Source organism: Bacillus cereus group sp. MYBK15-3, from assembly GCF_051916765.1.
GTDB classification, from domain to species: Bacteria; Bacillota; Bacilli; order Bacillales; family Bacillaceae_G; genus Bacillus_A; species Bacillus_A cereus.
Genome location: NZ_JBQAHG010000010.1, coordinates 107429 through 129090, shown reverse-complemented (window position 1 = coordinate 129090; position 21662 = coordinate 107429). Strand labels below are relative to the sequence as shown.

Here is a 21662-nt window from a genome sequence, read left to right as displayed (position 1 = left end):
AGCGATAGGAAAGGGGAACAGCGATATGGAGAGAAATACAGTTAAAGAATATACAATTCGAACTGCTACTGAAGAGGAAAGCGATAGCATTATTACTCTATTAAAAGAAGTAGCACAATGGCTACAATATAAAGAAGTGGATCAGTGGCAGTATCTTTTAGGAGAGGAAGCTACGGCTGAAATACTAGAATGTATAAGAGAGAAATATACGTATATTGTTATGAAAGAAGATGAAATAGTTGGTACGGTTACAGTTTCTCCTAAACAAAATGAATGGGATGAACATATTTTTGGTAAAGAGGAAGTTTCTAATTCATTATATATTCATAGATTTGCGGTGAAACGGAAGTATAAGGGGAACGGAATTGGAGAATGGATTTTACAGTGGATAGAAGAGAATGTACAACATGACAAAGAGTATTTGAAGTTAGATTGCGTGGGGCATAATCGTACGTTGAATGATTTTTATAAGAAAAATAATTTTGAATATGTTGGAAGTACGGATGGGCTTAGTAAGTTTCAAAAGAAAAGGAGAATGTGAATGCATCCAATTAACGTAAGTTTAGTTGAAAAGTTAATACAGGAACAGTTTCCCGAATGGGCCCATTTAGAAGTGAAACCTGTAAAGTTTAGTGGGCATGATAATAGGACGTTTCACTTAGGGGATGAGATGAGTGTAAGATTGCCAAGTGATGCGGCATATGCACCGCAAGTAGAGAAAGAAAATAGTTGGCTTCCTATATTAAGTAAGAGACTTTCTTTACCAATTTCTACACCAATTGCGAAAGGAAATCCGTCTGAAGCGTATCCATTGCCTTGGTCTATTAATAAGTGGATAGAGGGAGAAACAGTTACGAAACAAAATGTTCGTGATTTAAATGAATTTGCGGCGGACTTAGGATCCTTTTTAGTAGAATTGCAATCTATTAATGCGAGTAACGGCCCTTTAGCTGGAGCACATAATTTTTACAGGGGCGGACTTATATCGGTATATGATAAAGAGGCGAGAGGTGCGATCGAAAATAATAAGGACGTTTTTGATGAAATCGTATTAAAGCATCTTTGGGATTTAGCACTTCAGTCAACGTGGGAGCGTAAACCAGTTTGGGTTCATGGGGATGTTGCACCTGGAAACTTACTCGTTAAGGACGGAAAGCTTTGTGCTGTAATTGATTTTGGTATTTTAGGTGTAGGAGATCCTGCTTGTGATGCGGCGATGGCATGGACTTTTTTTGATAAGAATAGCAGAAACGTATTTAAAGAAGTGTTACGTATGAATGAAGAAACATGGAATAGAGCAAGAGGATGGGCACTTTGGAAGGCGTTAATTACATATGATACGAATAGGGATAGTAATGAAAAAGTAGCAGAAGAATCGTATCGTATCATTCAAGTGATTGTGGATGATTATGAGAGGTAATAGAAAAGCCTATTTTAAAATAGGCTTTTTCATATGATTAAATAGTAGAAATGGAAAGAAGGAATATAACATAATTATACAGAATATTTAGATAATAGGAGGTGTCGAATTTTGAGTGAAATTGAATTAAAAAGTAATGTAATTAAGACAGAGCGAGAGAAGGGGATTATTCTTCGGTTTATACTTGCTAGTCTCGTTGGAGTGTTTATGTTTTTCGTTCCTGTTACGATAAACGGTGCATCGTCTATTATGATTGATCATATTGTATCGTGGATTAGGGCTTCGGTTCCAGGCATAGTACCTTATTATGCATTATTTGTTATGGCGATTGGTGCGATTTATCCATTTTATACGAAGAAATGGAATGCATCTATCGTAGACATTTGTTTTTCTATTTTAAAAGTAGTTGGCGTTGTATTTGGCATATTATATTGTTTAAAAGTAGGACCAGCTTGGTTCTTTGCGCCAGATGTTGGACCGTTTTTGTATGAGAAGCTAGTCATATCAGTAAGTTTGCTCGTTCCAATTGGCTCGGCGTTTTTAGCGTTATTAGTCGGATATGGATTGCTTGAATTTATCGGTACATTTTGTCGGCCGATTATGAGGCCATTATGGAATACGCCGGGGAGATCGGCAATCGACGCAGTTGCGTCCTTCGTTGGAAGTTATTCGCTTGCTCTCCTTATTACGAATCGCGTGTATAAAGAAGGAAAGTATACGACAAAAGAAGCGGCGATTATCGCTACAGGATTTTCTACAGTATCCGCTACATTTATGATTATCATCGCAAAAACATTAGATATTATGCATTTATGGAATGTTTATTTTTGGACTACACTTGTTGTAACATTCATCGTGACTGCTATCACCGTAAGAATCCCGCCCCTTAGTAGAAAACCAGATACATATGTAACAGAAGAAGGGTTCCCAGAGCCTGTTTATAAAGAGAAAATGTTAGAATGTGCTTGGGAAGATGCGTTAGAAGTATCAAAGTCTGCACCGAGCATTATGAAAAATATTGCATTAAATTTAAAAGACGGATTTATTATGACGATGGGAATTTTACCATCCATTATGTCAGTAGGATTAATTGGTATCGTCTTAGCGAAGTTTACGCCAATATTTGATTGGATCAGTTATATTTTCTATCCGTTTACATGGCTATTACAATTACCAGAAGCAGACTTAGCCGCTAAAGCCGCATCAGTTGGTATTGCAGAAATGTTTTTACCGTCATTATTAGTAGTAAGTGCACCAATTGTGACAAAGTTTGTTATTGCAGTTGTTTCCGTATCATCTATTTTGTTTTTCTCCGCTTCCATTCCTTGTATATTATCAACAGATATTCCATTAAAAGTATCTGAACTTATTATTTTATATGTGCAGAGAACGATTTTAACGTTACTTATTATTACGCCGATTGCTTATTTATTGCTTTGAAGTTTTAATAAGATAAAGTTAAACAAAAGAAGCCGTCTGTAAAAAGAGGGCTTTTTTTGTTTAAAAGCGGGATATTCTTATTTATTTTTCGTATACGACGTAACGCTTCTTAAGAAGATTCCTAGTCCCGCAAAAAAGAACCCTAAGCATAATAAGCTGCCTGGCGTTCCCCAAGTAATTTGATCTAGCATTTTTTATCCCCTCCCGTTTATCATTATATAGAATTTATTGGAAATTATCAAAAAATTATTTTTTTGAGGTGTACGGATGGGTCTTCCTACCTTATACGAGAAGAATATATTTGAAAAGAATTCTTTTCGTTATATTTTTTTATTCTTATAATACGTTTTTGATTCTTATGATATAGTAACAGCAAAGGGGGCTTAAAAATGGAAATTATTCACGAAAGAGCAAAGTTGCGGTTAATGGATAATACTGATGTCGAAACTTTGTTTTCGATTGTAGAAGGAAATCGGGATATTTGGGCGTATTTAATCTCTAAAATGGATAGTGTGCAAGATATGCAACAATACGTTCAAAAAGCGATAAAGGGCTACGGAAGAGGTAATCAAATACCTTTCGTAACCGTAGATCAACAGTCGAATAAGATTGTAGGAAGTACACGTTTATATAATATTTCAGTAGAAGATAAGACAGTTGAGTTAGGGCAAACGTGGTATCATCCGAGTGTACAACGTACGAGTATAAATACAGAGTGTAAGTATATGCTTCTCCAGTATGCTTTTGAAAAACTGCATATGCTGAGAGTGCAAATTAAGACGGATGCAAGAAATGAAAAAGCACAACGAGCAATTGAAAGATTAGGCGCAGTAAAAGAAGGTGTGCTTAGAAATGAAAGAAAATTACCGAATGGTTATGTGAGAGATGCGGTGGTGTACAGTATTATCTCGAGTGAATGGCCAGGCGTAAAAGAACAATTGTTAGAAAAATTAGAGTTATATAAAGAAAAGTTATAATTCGTGTTTTGAAAGGTATATTGTTCGTGAGACATGAAAAATATACCTTTTTTCTTACAAAATGCTACTTTATTTTAATTCCTTTTGTTTCATCGTTCCCTTCTGAGAAAAAATTCGTTACAATGTAGTTGTATGGTAATAAACTTATGAATTTAAAAAATGTAATGAAAACCGCAAATGAAAATGAATTGATAATCCTCAATTTTAAATGAAAACCCTTTTATACATAAATAACAAGTAAAGTTCCTTCTTTTAAATAAACTCAAACAAAACGATTTGATATAAATGTTTTTTATAGAAGTATGGATGATGTACGGAGGCAATTACAAATGAAAGAAAATAAGAAGAGTAAGAAAAGACGAATCTTTCAAGTATTTTTACTAATGATTTGTTCTGCTATTTTATATGTAAGTTATGCAGCTTACGATATTTGGAGTTATCGTTTTAAAGCAAATGATGACGTGAAAACGGATGCTGGTATCGTACTAGGAGCAGCTTCGTGGAACGGAAAACCATCTCCTGTATTTAAAGAAAGAATTAATCATGCGATTTCTTTATATAAGAACGGAAATATTAAAAAGATTATTTTTACAGGTGGTACAAAGTTCGAGGCAGAACTTGAGGAAGCACGTACTGCAAGAGTATATGCAATGAAACAAGGTGTAAAAGAGGAAGATATTTTAATTGAAACTAAATCCCTTTTCACTGAAGAAAATTTAAAAAATGCGAAGCAAGTTGGAATAGAGAACGGAATACGCACATACACGATTGTAAGTGATCCACTTCATATGAAACGCGCAATGAGAATTGCAAAACATATTAATATTGAAGCGTATGCTTCACCAACGCCGACATCAGCATATAAAACGTTAGACACAGAAATTCCATTCTTCTTTAAAGAATTATTCTCGTATATTGGATATGTAACCTCTTTGCCATTAAAGGCATTGAAGGGAGATTAACATAAGAAAAGAACCTATCCTTAAATAGGAACTTTTCTTATTAGTCAAAAACATTGTATTTTTATCGGAATAGTGAAACAATAGAGAGGTAGCTTCATATAATCATAATGAAAAAGTGAGCGGTTGATGAATCGAACATAAAGGAGATTATAGTATGGCACTCTCATTTGTTGAAACAGAAGAACAATCTTTCATTATTGCACAAATAAATAAATTGATTCCGAAGTTCATGGAAAGGGAGCATCAGCTAAGTGAATTGGGATCATTTCCGTATGAAAATATAAATGATTTGAAAGATATCGGATATACGAAATTAACGTTACCGAAGGAATTTGGTGGTAGTGCGATTTCTTTATATGACTTTGTTTTATTTCAAGAGAAAATCGCGGAAGGCTGCGGAGCTACTGCATTATCGATTGGCTGGCATCTTGGCATTGTGAAAGAGCTAGCGGAAAATCGCTCTTGGAATGATGAGATGTTCAAATGGTTTTGCGAAGAAGTACGTAATGGTGCGCTCTTTAACAGGGCAGCAACAGAACCGAAAACAGGGAGTCCGACGCGTGGCGGCAAACCAGAAACAATAGCGGTTCAACAAGGCGAGAAGTGGGTTATAAATGGAAGAAAAACTTTTACAACGATGGCGCCAGTACTTGATTATTTTATTATTTCAGCAAGTATGGAAGGCCAAGAAGAAGTTGGTGAGTTTGTTATTCCAAGAAATACACTCGGTGTATCTATTGAAGAAACGTGGGATAGCGTTGCAATGCGAGGGACTGCTAGCCACGACCTTGTCTTACAAAATGTAGAGATAGACAACCGCTTTTTTACGGATGTAAAAGGCGGGAAAGTGAAACAAAAGGGTATTGGCTGGTTGCTACATATACCAGCATGTTATTTAGGAATTGCACAATCAGCAAGAAATTATGCAGTTCAGTTTGCGGGATCATACAAACCAAATAGTTTAAACCATTCTATTAGTTTATTACCGAATGTTAGAAGATTAGTTGGAGAATTAGAACTCGAGCTTATGCAAGCTCGCGTCTTTTTATATCAAATTGCGAAAAAGTACGATGAGGCAGAAGATAAACTATCACTGCAAGCAGAATTAGCAGCCGTGAAATATGCTGTAACAAATGCGGCGATATCTATAGTGGATAAATCGATGCGCATCGTAGGAGCAAAAAGTTTATCAGAAAAAAATCCGCTCCATCGTTACTATTTAAACGTCAGAGCAGGACTGCATAATCCACCGATGGATGATGCAACATTGTCTATGCTGGCGGATGCGGCGTTTCGGTCGTAGTTTTTAAAGCTTACATTTTATTGTTTATGGATATTATATTTGTTTTGAAAGCACGGGTTTGATTAGTAATCAAACCCGTGCTTTTTATGTGTATGAAGCACTTGGTTGAGATGTAGGTTTTTAATATAAATGATTATCATGGTTTTGTGATTGTTTCTTGTTGAAAAATTCTTATTGTAATGCCAGTTTGGAGGCTGTATAAACATTTTTCGTATTTAATCCCAAATTAATGGTCTTTCTAAGTTTACCGTTCGTAAATATTGTAAAAATTGACCTGCATGGACCGCATCATGATAGGCAATTCGTAATAGCATATCGCCTAAATATCGTTGATAGCCAACATCGCTTCTATCAATAAGTCTTGAATCTAGCTCGGCTATGCTTATCGATTGAACATATTCTATGAAGTCAGTAAAGTATGATTGTGCCAATTCAATTTCTTTTTTTACACAAGTAATCGGCTCGTCATCATACGGGATACGTATGTCGTTTATTGAACCGTTGTTTTTTATAATCATATGGTAGTAAAAAGTTGAACTCCATACATGACGAATCATCTCACCAAAAGACATAGCCTCAGGATCAGGCTTCCAATTAAGAAAATTATTAGGAAGAGAATTCCATAATTTTTCTGAGCGCCTTCTCGTTTCTTTCAAATTTAATATACTAAGATCAATTGCATTCATAATACATTCTCCTTTACTATTAAACTTAAAATAATTGTATCAATTTAATAGTTAGGGTATCATCGAAATATGAATGTATATCCGAATATCTCATATATAGCTAAACTAATTGCTGAACCTACAAGAGCAATCATATTAGATTGTCTAATGAATAATCAGGCACTACCTGCTAGTGAATTGGCTTATATGGCAAAAGTGTCACATCCAACAATTAGTTCGCATCTTTCTAAATTAGTAGAAGGGAATTTACTTACAGTTGAACAACATGGTAGACATCGTTACTATCGACTTGCTAATCAAGAAGTTGCAGAAGTGCTTGAAAAGTTAGGGACAATTGCACCAACAGTTCAAGTTCGCTCTTTAAAACAATCAAGCCAACTAAAACAAATTCGTTATGCTCGAACTTGTTATGATCATCTTGCAGGCAAACTCGGTGTAGAGATAACTGAAAAATTACTAGATAGGCAATTTATAATTTTAGAGGATGGAGAATACATTGTAACGGAACAAGGTAAGCAATGGTTTCTGAATTTTGGAATAAATGTTGATGAGGCAGATACAAAAAGGAGGGTATTTGCAAAACCTTGCCTTGATTGGAGTGAACGACGCTACCATATTGCCGGTTGGTTAGGATCTGCAATAGCAAAACTATTTTTTGAACAGGAATGGATTACAAAAACGGATAAGAACCGAGCTGTCCATCTTACAAAGAAAGGTGTAAAGTTATTGGAAGATCAATTAGGCATTGATATGAAAACTGAGGAAAGAAAAGCTTGAAATTAGAAAAGTCCGTCAAAATGACGGGTTTTTTCATTATGGTAGGAGTGTACATGAATAATAGGATGTTACCAATAATTGTTGCCAATAAAAAAATCTTTCTTTTCATTCTTCTTTTTTAAGTTTTAAAGGAGAAAGCTAGGCTTCTTATTTTTACTAATGTTATAATAAGAAAAAAGCACGAAAAGAGGTCATCTCATGCTAGAGGTTATTGCAACATGTTTAGAAGATGTAAAACGAATTGAAAGCGCTGGCGGGAAGCGGATTGAATTAATTTCATCTTATACAGAAGGTGGTTTAACACCGAGTTATGCTTTTATAAAAAAAGCGGTAGAAGCGGTAAGTATACCAATTCATGTTATGATTCGTCCGCATGCGAAGTCTTTTACATATACGGAAGAAGAAATTGAAATGATGAAAGAAGATATTATAGTTGCACAGAAGTTAGGAGCAGCTGGTGTAGTATTAGGCGTATTAAATGAACGAAATGAAGTGAATGAAGAGAAATTAGCGGACTTACTATCTGTTGTAGATGGAATAAATGTAACGTACCACCGTGCGATAGATGATATAGAAAATCCAGTAGAAGCGATGAGAACTTTAAAGAAGTTTCATAAAGTGACTCACGTTTTAACTTCAGGTGGACAAGGAAATATAGTAGAGAATATTCCGGTGCTTACAGAAATGCAAAAGGTAAGCGATGGTCAAATTCAGCTTGTAGCTGGAGCTGGCGTGACGAAAGAAAATATAAAGCGATTGCTAGATGAAACTGGAATCACGCAGGCGCATGTCGGTACAGCGGTAAGAGAAGGAAAATCATGTTTTTCTGAAATAGATCCTAATTTAGTACAAGAATTAGTTGAAATAATAAAATAAGTGCTTAAGAAAGAGGAGAAACGATGAAGGAAAATACAAAGAAAGAATTATTCTCTTGGGCTAAAACGATAGGTTTTACCCTTGTATTAATTGCTATTATTCGCGGTGTTTTATTTACACCTTCTTTAGTGCAAGGTGAATCAATGATGCCCACTTTAAAAAATAACGAACGAGTTCTCGTGAATAAGATTGGTTATAGTATAAGTGGATTAGATCGCTTTGATATTATCGTCTTCCACGGAAAAGAAGGATACGATTTAGTAAAACGAGTAATTGGTTTGCCAGGCGATACAGTTGAGTATAAAAATGATGTTTTATATGTAAACGGAAAAGCGATGGAAGAACCATATTTAAAAAAGTTTAAAGAAAAAGCAGTAGGTCGTGTATTAACTCCAGACTTTACGTTAGAACAAATCACTGGGAAAACGAAAGTGCCAGAAGGCCAAGTATTTGTTTTAGGGGATAATCGTGAAGTTTCTAAGGATGGTCGCATGTTTGGCTTTATTTCAGAAGATGAAATTGTCGGAAAAGGACAAGCTGTTTTCTGGCCGTTGGAACAAGTAAGAGCGTTATAAAGTGTGGTGAAGTATGGGAGAGATATTCTTCCATACTTTTTTATTTGCTTAAAATCTATTGATTGAATTGAAAGAATATTTTATAATTTTAAATTATATGTTTGTTTCGAAAAACGGAATTTAAGTTCCGTAATTCGGAACGAAAGGGAGATAGAATGAGTATAAATAAAACGGCAGTTAAGACAATGGATATTTTAGAGTTGTTTTATGAGCATGAAGAGCTAAGTTTAACTGAGATGGTTCAGCTTACAAATATGCCGAAAACATCTGTTTATCGTTTAATTGGTTCGTTGGAAGAGATGGAGTTTTTACAAAAAAACGAAAAGGGGAAATATCGTTTAGGGGTCGTATTTTTACGGTTCGGTCAACTTGTTTCACACCGATTATCAGTAAGAAATATAGCAATTCCTTATATGAAAGAACTTAGAGATAGTTTAGGACAGGCAGTTAATTTAATAATTCAAGATGATAATGAGGCAATTTACGTTGAAAAGATGGAGGGTGTTCAGCCGGTACGCGTGTATACGGCGGTTGGAAGAAGAGCACCGCTTTATGCTGGTGCATGTCCAAGAATTTTACTATCGTATTTCTCCGAGGAAGAGAAACGGAGATACATAGAGGAAGTGGATTTAAAACAGTTTGCAGATGGAACAATCGTGGATAAGGAACAATTGTTAGAAGTGTTGCAAATGGCAAAAAAGGAAGGCTACACAATTAGTTATTCTGAGTTAGAAAATCATACAGCCGCGATAGCAGCACCCATTTTCGCGAGCGATGGAACGGTTGTAGCAGGCATTAGTATTTCAGGATTAGCAATTGAGTACAGCGAAAGTAACATTTCATATTTTATTGCGAAGGTGAAAGAAACAGCGCATCGCATTTCGAAAGAACTCGGCTTTTTGGCATAGAAAGAGGGAGTAGGATGAAATTTTCTGCGTTAGGGGATCAAGCAATTATTGTTACATTTGGTGAAGAAATTAAGATGGGTATATATGAGAAAGTACAGCGGTTATTTAAAGCACTGCAGCAACATCCGTTTGCAGGAATGATAGAGTGCGTTCCGTCGTTTACTTCATTAGCTGTTTACTACAATGTATACGAAGTATGGAAGGGAAATGAGAGAAGTGAAAGGTCACATGATTACGTTCGCCAGTATATAAAGGAGCTGTGTGATTCTTATAAAGAAGAAGTAAAACAGGATGTGAAACATATTTCTATACCAGTGTGCTACGGGGGAGAATATGGACCAGATTTAGAAGAAGTCGCGCATTATCACGGTTTACAAGTAGAAGATGTGATTCGAATACATAGTGAAACTACATATTTTGTATATATGCTAGGTTTTACACCAGGGTTCCCGTATTTAGGAGGACTTTCAAAAGAATTAGAAACACCTAGAAAAGAAAAACCACGGTTACAAATCTCTCCTGGTTCAGTAGGTATTGGCGGAAATCAAACAGGTATTTATCCGCTTGAAACACCAGGTGGATGGAATATTATCGGCCGAACACCTATTACTCTATTTAATCCGAAAGAAGAAATGCCAACATATATTCAAAGTGGTATGTATTTACGATTTATCCCGATAACGAAGGAAGAGTACGTATCACTTGAGGGGGCTAAAGAATGGATGTAGAAGTTTTGCATGCAGGAATGTTTACAACAGTCCAAGATTTAGGGCGATCTTATTATCAACAGTTTGGTGTACCTGTTGGGGGTGCTATGGATAAAAATGCGCTTAGGCTCATCAATATGTTAGTCGGTAATGAAGAGAATGAAGCAGGATTAGAAATGACGATTTTAGGTCCTAAATTGTTAATAAAGAAAACGACTTTACTCGCAATTGGTGGGGTTGATATGGAACCGTTGTTAAATGGAGAACGTATCCCATTATGGCGTCCCATTTTAGCGGAAGAAGGTAGTATGCTTTGTTTTGGAAAAGTGAAAAGTGGTTGTAGAGCGTATGTGACTTTTGCGGGTGGTATACATATTGAGCGTACAATGGGAAGCAAAAGTACGTACATACGTGCTGCGATTGGTGGTATAGAAGGAAGAATGCTGAAAAAAGGAGATTGTTTTCAAATTGGTACGTACTCAGAAATGGCGAATCGTTTCATTCAAGACTTACAAAAAGATGAGCGAATAAAAACGAAATGGGTAATTAGCAACAGCGTACTACCAAAGTATAAGAAACATCCTAAGTTTCGTGTCATAACTGACTTTGAATACGATCAATTTACCGAAGAAAGTAGAAAGGCATTTTTTACGAAAGAGTATAAGGTATCTAATTATGCTGACCGTATGGGCTACAGGGTTGAGGGAGAAGTTTTAAATAGGATTGAAGAAAAAGAGATTTTATCGAGTCCTGTTACATTTGGAACCATTCAAGTTCCTAATGGTGGACAGCCGATTATATTAATGGCAGATAGGCAAACGACAGGTGGCTATCCGAGAATGGGAAATATCATTTCAGTAGATTTACCTCTTCTTGCCCAGCTAAAGCCGGGGGACTATGTTTCTTTTGAGAAAATTACGCTTGAAGAAGCGGAACAATTGTACATAGAACAAGAAGTAAATATGAATCTATTAAAGAAATTCATTGCTTTACGAAGCTGAAATTAGGAGGGAAATAATGTGAAGACAATCGATTTAAACTGTGATTTAGGAGAAAGTTTTGGCGCTTATAAAATGGGGAATGATGATGAAATTCTTCCATTCGTATCCTCTATAAATGTTGCTTGTGGTTTTCATGCAGGTGATCCGTCTGTTATGCGGCAAACGATTGAAAAGGCAATGCAACATAACGTAGCAATAGGGGCACACCCCGGATTTCCAGATTTAATTGGATTTGGTAGAAGGAACATGAATGTTTCAGCAAGTGAAGTATACGATTATGTTTTATATCAAATTGGTGCATTAGACGGTTTTGTAAAAGTGGCTGGCGGGAAGATGCATCATGTGAAACCGCACGGTGCTCTATATAATATGGCGGCAACTAATCCGGAAATTGCAGATGCAATTGCAAAGGCAATTTATCATATAAATCCAAGTCTATTACTTTACGGATTAGCAAATAGCGTGGCATTTATACAGGCTGCAGAAAAATACAAAGTAACTCTCGTACAAGAGGCTTTTGCGGATCGTACATATAAGCAAGATGGTACATTAACGAGCCGTACAGAAGAAAATGCACTTATAAAAGATGAAGACGAAGCGATAAAGCAAGTACTTCAAATGGTGAAAGAAGGCCATGTAAATTCGATCAATGGAGAGAAAGTAGCAGTTCAGGCGCAAACGATTTGTTTACACGGTGATGGGGAAAAAGCAGTACAATTTGCAGAAAGAATATACAGAACATTCAAACTTAATGGTATTTCTATTTGTGCACCGAAATAAAAAATAGGGGGAAGTGCTAGAAATGATTAAATTAATCGGAATACTACTTGTTGCAGTGGGCTTTTTATTTAGATTAAATACACTTTTAGTAGTTATGGTTGCAGGTATTGTTACTGGTATGGTTTCAGGATTAAGTTTTTATGATGTGATCAGCATGTTCGGTAAATTTTTCATAGAAAATAGATATATGTCTATGCCAATTATATTAACTTTACCGGTAATCGGAATTTTAGAGCGTTACGGTTTAAAAGAAAGAGCCGAAGCACTTATAACGAAATCAAAAGGAGCAACAACTGGAAGAGTATTAATGTCATATTTTACGATAAGAGAATCATCAGCAGCACTAGGGCTTAATATTGGTGGGCATGCGCAAACAGTAAGGCCGCTCGTTGCACCGATGGCAGAAGGGGCTACGCAAGGTAAATACGGTAAACTTCCTGAAAAATTAAGAGAAAAGATTAAAGCAAACGCAGCTGCTGCGGAAAATACAGCTTGGTTTTTCGGAGAAGATATTTTCATCGCAACTGGTGCTATTTTATTAATGAAAGGATTCTTCGATTCAGTAGGTATGCATGTCGGTGTATGGGATATGGCACTTTGGGGCATTCCGACAGCAATATCTGCACTTATTGTAAGCTGGATTAGATTTAGAAGGTTTGATAAATATATAGAGAAAACAATGAAGGCAGAAGGAAAAGAAGAGAAGGAGGCAATCTAATATGAACATCATCACAATGGATACAATCTATTATGTATTAGGGATAATTGTTGCTTTTATCGCTGTTCGTATCGCATTCGATCGTGAACATCCAAACAGATTCGGTTCTAGTTTATTTTGGGCATTGTTTGCAGTTACATTTTTATTTGGAAATGTAATTCCTTCGTTTTACGTTGGCTGTATCGTGCTCGCTATGGTCGTTTTAGCCTCGCTAAATAAAGTGACAAAATCAGAGGAAAAAGAAGTTCCAGTACAAGAACGTGTAAAACATGCTGAGAAATTAAAAAATAAAATTTTTATGCCTGCACTATTAATTCCTATTTTTACAATTATCGGTACGTTGACGTTAGGGAAAATTAAATGGGGAAATGTCTCTCTTGTTGATCCAGATAAAGTAACTTTAGTTGCATTAGCGCTTGGTGCATTACTCGCATTTGTCGCGGCGATGCGTATTACAAAATCGAAAATAACAACGCCTGTTCAAGAAGGAAGCAGACTATTACAAGCTGTCGGCTGGGCTGTTATTTTACCACAAATGTTAGCGGCACTTGGCGGTATTTTTGCGAAGTCGGGCGTTGGACAAGTCGTTTCTGATTTAGTCGGACAAGTGTTACCGACAGAGTATCCGTTCGTTGCTGTTATGGCGTACTGTTTAGGCATGATGCTATTTACAGTCGTAATGGGAAATGCATTCGCAGCGTTTGCTGTTATTACTGGCGGAATTGGCTTACCTTTAATAGTTCAAATGCACGGCGGAAACCCAGCAATTATGGCAGCACTCGGTATGTTTGCTGGATATTGCGGAACGCTGCTTACACCAATGGCAGCAAACTTTAATATCGTACCTGCGATGCTTTTAGAGCTAAAGGATAAAAATGCGGTTATTAAAGCGCAAGTACCAATTGCTCTTTCCATTTTCATTATTAATATGTTTATTATGTACGGCCTTGTATATCGTTTCTAATTAGGAGGATAAAACTATGAAAACAGTATTATTAACAGGATTCGATCCGTTCGGCGGAGAAAGCATCAATCCAGCTTGGGAAGTCGCAAAAAGTTTGCATGAAAAAACAATTGGAGAATACAAGATAATAAGCAAACAAATACCAACTGTATTTCATAAATCAATAAGCGTATTAAAAGAGTATATAGAACAACTAGGGCCGGAAATTATTATATGTATCGGACAAGCTGGGGGCAGACCAGATATTACGATAGAACGTGTCGCAATTAATATTGATGATGCAAGAATTGCTGATAATGATGGGAATCAGCCAGTAGATGTACCGGTTGTAGAAGAAGGAGCGATTGCGTATTGGTCTACACTTCCGATGAAAGCAATCGTAAAAAAACTTCGCGAAGAGGGCATACCGTCATCTGTTTCACAGACGGCAGGCACATTCGTTTGTAATCACTTATTCTATGGACTTATGCATGAACTAGAGAAACATGATAAGAAAATAAAAGGCGGATTCATTCATATTCCGTTTTTACCAGAACAAGCGAGTAACTATCCAGGGCAACCGAGTATGTCACTTTCTACTATTCGTAAGGGGATAGAATTGGCAATCGAAGTAACGATGACAGTTGAAGGAGATATTGTAGAGGTTGGCGGCGCAACGCATTAAGTAAAATGAATTGTACAACACCTCCTGTAAACAACTGGTATAATAAGAATAGGAAAATACATAGAGGTGATTTTTGTGCAACAATTTGAAGAAGTTCGTTCAATTTTAGAAAAAGCGAAGAAAATTACAGTATTAACAGGCGCTGGTGCAAGTACGGAAAGTGGTATCCCAGATTTTCGTTCAGCAAATGGATTGTATGCTGATGCGAATGTGGAGATGTACTTATCAAGAGGGTACTATAACCGAAGTCCGAAAGAATTTTGGAAGCATTATAAAGAAATCTTTCAAATTAATACGTTCCATCAATATAAACCAAATCGTGGACATCGTTTTTTAGCTGAGCTAGAAGAACAAGGGAAAGATATTACGATTTTAACGCAAAATATTGACGGTTTACATCAATTAGGTGGCAGTAAACATGTCATTGATTTACATGGAACACTTCAAACAGCACATTGTCCGAAGTGTAAAGCGGGATATGATTTACAGTATATGATTGATCATGAAGTGCCGCGTTGTCAGAAGTGTAATTTCATTTTAAATCCAGACGTTGTTTTATACGGAGATACACTGCCTCAATATCAAAATGCGATGAAACGTTTATATGAAACAGATGTACTTATCGTTTTAGGAACGTCGTTAAAAGTACAACCTGTCGCTTCATTCCCACAAATCGCAAAGAGGGAAATCGGGGCAACGACAATTTTAGTAAATGAAGAGTTAACAGGACAAGAATATAACTTTGATTTTGTTTTTCAAAATAAGATTGGTGAGTTTGTTGAAGGGTTATCTTCAATAAAATAAATTATCGAAAAAACTGAGGTATCCACCTCAGTTTTTTATTTGGGTAATCGCTGTATTAAGCAACATGAAAACAGGTCGATAATGTAGTAACCACATCTCTATAATTTATAAAAAAGGTTTTAGTCGGCAAAATAGCAGAATAGGAAGAAATGTTGTCTTTAACCAATAAACAATCGTCATAAAGTAAGCTAATATGTAGCTGTTGTAAAGGCTCTATTTCGTTTTGCTTTAAGTATAAAACTAAGTCATTATAAAGTTGTTCACTATAATTACTTACGGAACATTCTATTGAAAGCTGACCTACTATGCTAGTCCACCATACTTTAAAGCTACATATTAATTCTTTAAATGATTCCTCATCACATAAATTAGCGTCAAAAAGTTTCTTATAAAATATATGATTCTCCTCGTGGAAAATTTGTAAATCATATCTGTCGTTAGCAGTTTGCTTACGAAGAGTCAGCCATAATTCTTTGAAATTTGTTTTAAAGTCAGTGGAGAAATGTAATGTTTTTGCTATGTAAGGAAAACGTAAATTTCCTTTTTTCTCTTTTTGGTTGAGATACATATTTTGAATGTAGATCATAAAGTTTAAACAATGTGGCGTTTTAGTATGTATGATAAACGAATCTGTCATTTTCGTTCTCTCCTTAAGTAATGTCTTTTATAAATTTATTTCTTTAGTATACAAAGAAATGTAAACTAATGGTATAAAAATAAATTTGCCCCATTTTTCTTTTAGAATAATATTCATGTTATTTTGCATTCAGGGAATGGTAATAAATAGGATATAAAAATAAAAAACTGAAAATTAAATCTTTTATTTCTTTTATAATTAATATAAAATTCTATATATATCATATAAATAAATTTGATACATAATGACTTTGCGTAGAAATGTTAATAGAATGAAGCGAGGGAGCGAAATGAGACAGAAAAAGGAGCAGAAAAAACTATCGAAAAAGAAAAAGACTCATATTCCATTTCGGTTAAATGTACTATTTTTTATTGTCTTTCTTTTATTTTCAGCTATTATAATTCAATTAGGTAAAGTACAAATCATTGATGGAGAAACGTATAGAAATGAAGTAAATAAAAAGGAAGATGTAACGGTAAGCACTCCCGTTCCTAGAGGGAAAATGTTTGATCGGCAAGGTCACGTTATTGTAAATAATAAACCATTGCGAACCGTTACATATACGAAAATGAGAGGAGTAGACTCGAAAGAAGTTTTACAAGTAGCAAGAGATTTAGCTAAGCTAATTGAAATGTCGCAAGAGGACATAGACAAGTTAACAGAAACAGATAAAAAGGATTTTTGGATGCAGTTAAATGAAAAGCGGGCAGCAGCGAAAGTAACGAAAGAAGATGAGAGTAAATTTAGAAAGCAGGAGATAGAAGGGAAAGAATTAGATAAAAAAGTTGAAGAGTTACGTAGGGAAAGAATTACACAAGAAGAATTAAGTGAACTTTCAAAAGAAGACCTAGAAGTACTAGCCATTAAAAGCAAAATGAATGCGGGATATAAAATGACGCCGCAAATCGTTAAAAAAGATGTAAGTCAAAATGAATATGCTGTCGTTAGTGAAAGGTTGGCAAGTTTACCGGGGGTAGATACAACAGTAGATTGGGAACGTGAATACCCAAATGATAAAATACTGCGCTCTATACTAGGTAGCGTTTCTAATGAAAATGAAGGGTTGCCAAGAGAACAATTAGATTATTATTTAGTTCGTGATTATAATCGAAACGACCGTATTGGTAAAAGTTACATCGAAAAACAATACGAAGATGCACTACACGGAACGAAAGAACAGTCTAAAAATATTACGGATAAAGCAGGGAAGATTGTTCGAACAGAAAAAGTGACTGAAGGAAAAAGTGGAAATAACTTGATGTTAACAGTCGATATGGATTTACAGAAAAGAGTAGAGGGAAGCCTTGAAAAGAATTTACGAGCCTTTCATGCTGCAGAGCCGATGATGGATCGTGCGTTCGTAGTAATGATGAATCCGAAAAACGGTCAAATTTTATCAATGGCAGGAAAGAAAATTGTAAATAAAGATGGCGGTATGCAAATAGAAGATTATGCATTAGGAACGATGACAAGTTCTTATGAGTTAGGGTCAACTGTAAAAGGTGCTACTTTATTAACTGGATATCAAACAGAAGCGATTAAGCCGTATACACATTTCTTTGATGCACCAATGTATTTTAAAGGAAGTTCTAAGCCGAAGAAATCGTGGAAAGAATTTGGGGATATTGATGATTTAAGAGCTTTGCAAGTGTCATCGAACGTTTATATGTTTAATACGGCTTTAAAAATGGCAGGCATTAATTATGTCCCAAACAATCCATTAGACATTAAACAAGAAACATTTAATAAAATGCGCTACTATTTTAGACAATTTGGCCTAGGTGTGTCGACTGGTATTGACCTGCCAAATGAATCAATTGGTCAAGTAGGTAGAACTGATAACATACCCGGATTTTTACTTGATTACGCGATTGGACAGTATGATACATATACGCCGCTTCAGCTTGCACAATATATTTCAACCATTGCAAATGGCGGTTACCGAATGAAACCACAAATTGTACAAGAAGTTAGAGAGCAACCGAATAGACCAGAGGATGTAGGAAAAGTCGTTCGGTCGATTGAACCAGTTGTATTAAATCGAGTGGATATGGACACTTCGTACATTAATCATGTAAAAGAAGGATTTAGAAGAGTTTTTCAAGAAGCTGACGGAACAGGTACCGGAACGTTTAAAGGTCTACCATATAAACCAGCGGGAAAAACAGGAACAGCTGAGACAGTATATGGTGGAGAAAGTGATATTGGAAGAGATGAGAACAACAACCGAAAAAAATGTTATAATTTAACTCTTGCCGGTTATGCACCATATGATGCTGATCCGGAAGTAGCTTTTTCAGTTGTTGTACCATGGGTGAATGATGATAAATCAGGAATTAATTCTGCGATTGGTAAAGAAATTTTGGATGCGTATTTTGAGTTAAAAACAAATAGATCAAATGCAAATTCAATTCCAGTAGAACAACCGAACAAGGCACAGTAAAAATAGTATCACTGCATGGAAACATATTGTGCAGTGATATATTTTTTGAGTTAAAAAGCGCTTTATAAGGTGGGAATGGATATGAAAAAGGAGATTAAGAGAGGCTGGGGCAAGTACATACTATTTATATTGGTGATAGTCATAGGCTACCATTCTTTTACTTTATGTAAGGTGGAAGGGGAATCGATGCAGCCGACTTTATATGAAGAAGATTACGTATTTGTAAATAAAGCAGTAGTACGTCTTTCTAATTTACAACACGGAGAAATTGTCATTATAAAGGAAGCGGATGAATCGAAATATTATGTGAAACGTGTAATAGGGCTTCCTGGTGATGTAATTAACATAACGAACGGAAAGGTATATGTGAACGATAAAAAGCAAGAAGAACCATATACAAACAAAGATTTATTTAACAACACACAAGTGTTTTATAACTTTCAAAAGACAAAAATTCCGCCAAATAAGTTATTTGTAATGGGAGATAACCGCGAAGTAAGTAGAGATAGTCGAAATGGCTTAGGATATATTGAAGAAGATAACATAATTGGCAAGGTGGAATTTGTATATTATCCTTTTTCAAAAATGAAAATAATAGAATAAGTGGGAGAGGAGCAAAACCCCACTTATTAAAGTTTCACTTTATTTTCTTTAAAAAACCTTTTGGATTAAATGATATGAAAAATTTATGTTTAGACTCGTCGATTATGAAGTTATTATTTTTAGTTAAAAACTCATCCACAGCCTCCATCGGGCCAGGACCCCAATCGGGAAGAAGCGGATGTCCATTAATGGAGGTATCTTCTACAATCATATAACTGCCAGTAGTGACGATAGATTTATATAGTAATAGTTCTTTGGATACATGCTCTTTACTATGATCAGAATCTAAAATAACTAAAACCACATCATCAGGTTTGCGCATGCTTACTATTGTTTGGATGGCCTGCACAGAAACAGAAGATGCTGTTAAATACGTAATCCGATTATGTGATGGTCGATTTGGCTGCGGAGTTATATCGATAGTAAGTACGTGACCTTTTCCAATTAAATCTAACATAGAAGCTAAATACAGTGCACTACCACCGTGAAAAGTCCCGCATTCAATAATTAAATCGGGCTTTAATTCATAAATGATTTCTTGATACAAAAAGAGATCAGAGGGAAGTTTACAGATTGGAACCCCGAACCAGTGTGTATCGTTTAACCATACGAGGCTGTTGTAATATTGGTTTAGAAATTCATTGTTTATATTATCGATTTTAAATTCTCCTTTCTAAAAAGGATTCTCTCGTTTGACGTAAAGTGTTTACGCATGAAAGTTGTACTATATATTATGTAGTAAGGAATTGTAAGGCGAGTGTTTTTACTTGAAAATAAGCCAAATAACTCATGTGGAAAATGAAAGGAAATGATCGTATGTACAAATACACAATTTGCTTTATTAGAAAAAGCGATAAAATACTGCTATTAAATAGAAATAAAAAGCCGAATATGGGGATGTGGAATGGTGTTGGAGGAAAAATAGAAGATAATGAAACGCCATACGAAGGAATAATTAGAGAAACATTTGAGGAAACGGGCATAGAACTTTCAAGTGTAACGTATAAAGGGACTGTTGATTTTAAAGGTAAAGATGAGCCCAAGGCTAGTGAAGGAATGTATGTGTTCGTTGCTGATTTGCCAGATGGAATGCAAATGAATACACCATTACGTACGGCTGAAGGTCTATTAGAATGGAAAGAAATTGATTGGATATTAGATGGTGATAATAGAGGAGTAGTTAGCAATTTACCAAAATACTTACCGACAGTATTAACAGAAGAAAATAAGTTAGAACATATGTTTACGTATGATAACCGGAATATTATTCATTACACAACTGCATGTTTGACAGAAGATGATGCGAACAAGCGATATGAAAAACAACTCATTTCTCAATAGAAGAGGAAAGTGAAAAATCACGTTTTTGCTCTTATCATATATGCGAGGTGATTATATGTTTCAGAAATACAATTCATTGGTCATAATTGTAATATGCATGATATAACTTTTCTTATTATGAAAGAGTAGAGAACATATGTAAACGGAGCAAAAAGGAGGTGGCTTTGCCACCTCTTTTTGTTAGCTACAAATCGCCTTAATCATAAAACGATGTTGCTTCACATCAAAATAACCATTTTGCAAAATAATCTCATGTATACGATATAACTCCTCAAAGTACCTTTCGACAGTAAAATCAGGAACTTGCCACGGAATTGCTTTTAAATAATAGACGATAGCGCCAATATCATAAAAGCGTTGGAAAGGGAATTCCTCTTTTGCATCTAAGATAGTAAATCCATTTTGCTTTAACTCACTGCATGCGGTTTCGAGAGACCAACTTGCAAATTCGCTATTTAGTGGTGAGCCAAACTGCTCATTAAGTTCCGCGCAATCAAGACCGCCAACTTGTTGTGTAAGAAAAACGCCACTTGGAGAAAGAATTCTGTTTACCTCAGAAGCAGCATACGATTCATGTTGATTTATAATTAAATTAAATTGACCATCTTGAAATGGCAAAGCAGTATCATCGGTCACTTCTACAACGGTAACCCCTAAAGGCTCTAATTTCTTTCGAGCAATTGGCACATTTGGAGCGTAGCCCTCAGTAGCGAATATAGTTGACGGGAACGGTTGTAACATAGATAAAAACTCTCCGTCGCCAGTACCCATATCGAGCATTGATTCTGCACGTTGCATAAGCTGAAAAGCAGTACTGCCGTATGACCACGATAAAGGCTCGCTCTTCATTCGACCTGTTTCTGAAATGAAAGAAAAATCCCAGCCGCTAAAATGTGTATTTGCACTTTCTAATAAAGTTAAAAATAATGGATCACGTTTCATAATTATGTCCTCCTATTTTTTTAATGGATGATATGATGAGAAAAGAAAAAGGGAGGACCTCTTATTAAAGTGGAACGGTTTTATGTTTCGTGTTCAAATAGATTCATATAAAGTTACTCCTTGTGAGAATTGTT

At 35.6% G+C, this 21662-nt stretch carries 24 protein-coding genes; 20 read left to right on the top strand and 4 right to left on the bottom strand.

All coding sequences use genetic code 11. From position 1 onward, the window contains the following. Positions 1 to 25 precede the first annotated feature (25 nt). The 6 genes from ACTFR8_RS28160 to ACTFR8_RS28135 all read left to right on the top strand — a co-directional run bounded on the left by ACTFR8_RS28160 (position 26) and on the right by ACTFR8_RS28135 (position 6102). Entirely contained in the window at positions 26 to 541 is a 516-nt protein-coding gene (locus tag ACTFR8_RS28160; RefSeq protein WP_044584604.1) for a GNAT family N-acetyltransferase, read from the top strand. Then, positions 542 to 1420 (top strand): aminoglycoside phosphotransferase family protein, encoded by an 879-nt coding sequence (locus ACTFR8_RS28155; protein WP_044584603.1) that lies wholly within the window; start codon positions 542 to 544, stop codon positions 1418 to 1420. A 111-nt stretch (positions 1421 to 1531) separates the two neighbouring features. Beyond that, complete coding sequence (locus tag ACTFR8_RS28150) at positions 1532 to 2860, top strand: YjiH family protein (protein ID WP_044584602.1); 1329 nt, start codon at positions 1532 to 1534, stop codon at positions 2858 to 2860. Between the two features lie 389 nt (positions 2861 to 3249). Then, positions 3250 to 3837, top strand: a complete 588-nt coding sequence (locus ACTFR8_RS28145) for a GNAT family N-acetyltransferase (RefSeq protein WP_000402584.1) — start codon at positions 3250 to 3252, stop codon at positions 3835 to 3837. A gap of 329 nt (positions 3838 to 4166) precedes the next feature. Beyond that, positions 4167 to 4799, top strand: coding sequence for a YdcF family protein (locus tag ACTFR8_RS28140; RefSeq protein ID WP_000662216.1), 633 nt, complete (start codon positions 4167 to 4169; stop codon positions 4797 to 4799). A 154-nt stretch (positions 4800 to 4953) separates the two neighbouring features. Next, positions 4954 to 6102 carry an acyl-CoA dehydrogenase family protein gene (locus ACTFR8_RS28135; RefSeq protein WP_044584601.1) on the top strand — a complete coding sequence of 383 codons (1149 nt, stop codon included), beginning with the start codon at positions 4954 to 4956 and terminating at the stop codon, positions 6100 to 6102. A gap of 215 nt (positions 6103 to 6317) precedes the next feature. Here the strand turns inward: ACTFR8_RS28135 and ACTFR8_RS28130 are convergent, their stop codons facing one another. After that, positions 6318 to 6788, bottom strand: coding sequence for a DinB family protein (locus ACTFR8_RS28130; RefSeq protein ID WP_000991284.1), 471 nt, complete (start codon positions 6786 to 6788; stop codon positions 6318 to 6320). Between the two features lie 69 nt (positions 6789 to 6857). Between ACTFR8_RS28130 and ACTFR8_RS28125 the strand changes: the two genes are divergently transcribed. From ACTFR8_RS28125 to ACTFR8_RS28075, 11 genes are all read left to right on the top strand, one after another. Beyond that, positions 6858 to 7565, top strand: a complete 708-nt coding sequence (locus ACTFR8_RS28125; protein WP_001103809.1) for an ArsR/SmtB family transcription factor — start codon at positions 6858 to 6860, stop codon at positions 7563 to 7565. A gap of 198 nt (positions 7566 to 7763) precedes the next feature. After that, complete coding sequence (locus tag ACTFR8_RS28120) at positions 7764 to 8441, top strand: copper homeostasis protein CutC (RefSeq protein ID WP_000895112.1); 678 nt, start codon at positions 7764 to 7766, stop codon at positions 8439 to 8441. Between the two features lie 23 nt (positions 8442 to 8464). Then, on the top strand, positions 8465 to 9016 hold the full coding sequence (gene lepB / locus ACTFR8_RS28115) for a signal peptidase I (RefSeq protein ID WP_000662498.1): 552 nt from the start codon (positions 8465 to 8467) through the stop codon (positions 9014 to 9016). A 155-nt stretch (positions 9017 to 9171) separates the two neighbouring features. Beyond that, complete coding sequence (locus tag ACTFR8_RS28110; protein WP_000026357.1) at positions 9172 to 9924, top strand: IclR family transcriptional regulator; 753 nt, start codon at positions 9172 to 9174, stop codon at positions 9922 to 9924. 14 nt (positions 9925 to 9938) lie between these two features. After that, positions 9939 to 10652, top strand: coding sequence for a 5-oxoprolinase subunit PxpB (pxpB, locus tag ACTFR8_RS28105; protein WP_000672273.1), 714 nt, complete (start codon positions 9939 to 9941; stop codon positions 10650 to 10652). Further along, a complete protein-coding gene (locus ACTFR8_RS28100; RefSeq protein WP_030026303.1) occupies positions 10643 to 11632 on the top strand; it encodes a biotin-dependent carboxyltransferase family protein in 990 nt (329 codons plus the stop codon). Before pxpB ends, ACTFR8_RS28100 begins: the two co-directional genes overlap by 10 nt. A gap of 18 nt (positions 11633 to 11650) precedes the next feature. Beyond that, the gene (gene pxpA, locus ACTFR8_RS28095) at positions 11651 to 12412 is read left to right on the top strand and encodes a 5-oxoprolinase subunit PxpA (RefSeq protein WP_030026301.1); all 762 of its coding nucleotides are present in this window, start codon (positions 11651 to 11653) and stop codon (positions 12410 to 12412) included. Between the two features lie 22 nt (positions 12413 to 12434). Further along, positions 12435 to 13130, top strand: coding sequence for a DUF969 domain-containing protein (locus ACTFR8_RS28090; RefSeq protein ID WP_000593399.1), 696 nt, complete (start codon positions 12435 to 12437; stop codon positions 13128 to 13130). 1 nt (position 13131) lies between these two features. Next, on the top strand, positions 13132 to 14094 hold the full coding sequence (locus tag ACTFR8_RS28085) for a DUF979 domain-containing protein (protein WP_001021658.1): 963 nt from the start codon (positions 13132 to 13134) through the stop codon (positions 14092 to 14094). A gap of 16 nt (positions 14095 to 14110) precedes the next feature. After that, positions 14111 to 14758, top strand: a complete 648-nt coding sequence (gene pcp, locus ACTFR8_RS28080) for a pyroglutamyl-peptidase I (protein WP_044584600.1) — start codon at positions 14111 to 14113, stop codon at positions 14756 to 14758. Between the two features lie 75 nt (positions 14759 to 14833). Beyond that, the gene (locus ACTFR8_RS28075) at positions 14834 to 15562 is read left to right on the top strand and encodes an NAD-dependent protein deacylase (protein ID WP_001183798.1); all 729 of its coding nucleotides are present in this window, start codon (positions 14834 to 14836) and stop codon (positions 15560 to 15562) included. A 55-nt stretch (positions 15563 to 15617) separates the two neighbouring features. On the opposite strand, the gene ACTFR8_RS28070 is transcribed toward ACTFR8_RS28075, so the two are convergent. After that, a complete protein-coding gene (locus ACTFR8_RS28070; protein ID WP_100618836.1) occupies positions 15618 to 16199 on the bottom strand; it encodes a hypothetical protein in 582 nt (193 codons plus the stop codon). A gap of 289 nt (positions 16200 to 16488) precedes the next feature. Here ACTFR8_RS28070 and ACTFR8_RS28065 point away from each other — a divergent pair, with 289 nt between their 5' ends. Continuing rightward, on the top strand, positions 16489 to 18642 hold the full coding sequence (locus ACTFR8_RS28065; protein ID WP_001249182.1) for a peptidoglycan D,D-transpeptidase FtsI family protein: 2154 nt from the start codon (positions 16489 to 16491) through the stop codon (positions 18640 to 18642). Positions 18643 to 18723: 81 nt separating this feature from the next. Next, complete coding sequence (gene lepB / locus ACTFR8_RS28060; protein WP_001986493.1) at positions 18724 to 19245, top strand: signal peptidase I; 522 nt, start codon at positions 18724 to 18726, stop codon at positions 19243 to 19245. A gap of 34 nt (positions 19246 to 19279) precedes the next feature. On the opposite strand, the gene ACTFR8_RS28055 is transcribed toward lepB (ACTFR8_RS28060), so the two are convergent. Then, positions 19280 to 19903 (bottom strand): cephalosporin hydroxylase family protein, encoded by a 624-nt coding sequence (locus tag ACTFR8_RS28055; RefSeq protein WP_074595418.1) that lies wholly within the window; start codon positions 19901 to 19903, stop codon positions 19280 to 19282. Between the two features lie 140 nt (positions 19904 to 20043). On the opposite strand from ACTFR8_RS28055, the gene ACTFR8_RS28050 reads away from it, so the two are divergent. After that, positions 20044 to 20586: an NUDIX hydrolase gene (locus ACTFR8_RS28050; RefSeq protein ID WP_228490604.1), complete on the top strand. Its 543-nt coding sequence runs from the start codon at positions 20044 to 20046 to the stop codon at positions 20584 to 20586. A 180-nt stretch (positions 20587 to 20766) separates the two neighbouring features. Here ACTFR8_RS28050 and ACTFR8_RS28045 read toward each other — a convergent pair whose 3' ends face one another. After that, positions 20767 to 21528 (bottom strand): class I SAM-dependent methyltransferase, encoded by a 762-nt coding sequence (locus ACTFR8_RS28045; protein WP_044584598.1) that lies wholly within the window; start codon positions 21526 to 21528, stop codon positions 20767 to 20769. Positions 21529 to 21662: the final 134 nt, after the last annotated feature.